The organism is Shewanella benthica KT99, assembly GCF_000172075.1.
GTDB lineage: Bacteria > Pseudomonadota > Gammaproteobacteria > Enterobacterales > Shewanellaceae > Shewanella > Shewanella benthica_A.
In genome coordinates this window covers 1-1033 of record NZ_ABIC01000118.1, presented here as the reverse complement: position 1 = coordinate 1033, position 1033 = coordinate 1, and the positions used below count along the sequence as shown (strand labels likewise).

At 55.9% G+C, this 1033-nt stretch carries 1 protein-coding gene; it reads left to right on the top strand.

The window, feature by feature from the left end; all coding sequences use genetic code 11:
• The coding region (locus KT99_RS19835; RefSeq protein WP_040572252.1) for a tandem-95 repeat protein at positions 1-1033 on the top strand (1033 nt) is incomplete at both ends.

Sequence of the window (1033 nt, the reverse complement as noted above, 5' to 3'; positions counted from 1 at the left end):
GACAGTCACCCCCAGTTAATAATGACTTCAGCGATGACAATGAGAGTCGCACCATTGCCGAAGATAGCGCCCAGATCACTGGCAATGTCATTGATGGCAGCAGTGTTGATGGCCCATTAACGGTGACCACCTTCACCATCGCCGGTGACAACACGGTGCATACTGCCGACGGCAGTGACATTGACATCAGCGGCGTGGGCACCTTTAGCCTCAGCAGCACTGGCGTATACACCTTTACTCCCGCCGCCAACTACAACGGCAACGTGCCGGTGATCACCTACACCCTCACCGATGGCTCAGGTACCGATGACACCTCGACCCTGACGCTGACAGTCACCCCAGTTAATGATGACTTCAGCGATGACAATGAGAGTCGCACCATTGCCGAAGATAGCGCCCAGATCACTGGCAATGTCATTGATGGCAGCAGTGTTGATGGCCCATTAACGGTGACCACCTTCACCATCGCCGGTGACAACACGGTGCATACTGCCGACGGCAGTGACATTGACATCAGCGGCGTGGGCACCTTTAGCCTCAGCAGCACTGGCGTATACACCTTTACTCCCGCCGCCAACTACAACGGCAACGTGCCGGTGATCACCTACACCCTCACCGATGGCTCAGGTACCGATGACACCTCGACCCTGACGCTGACAGTCACCCCAGCTAATGATGACTTCAGCGATGACAATGAGAGTCGCACCATTGCCGAAGATAGCGCCCAGATCACTGGCAATGTCATTGATGGCAGCAGTGTTGATGGCCCATTAACGGTGACCACCTTCACCATCGCCGGTGACAACACGGTGCATACTGCCGATGGCAGTGACATTGACATCAGCGGCGTGGGCACCTTTAGCCTCAGCAGCACTGGCGTATACACCTTTACTCCCGCCGCCAACTACAACGGCAACGTGCCGGTGATCACCTACACCCTCACCGATGGCTCAGGTACCGATGACACCTCGACCCTGACGCTGACAGTCACCCCAGTTAATGATGACTTCAGCGATGACAATGAGAGTCGCAC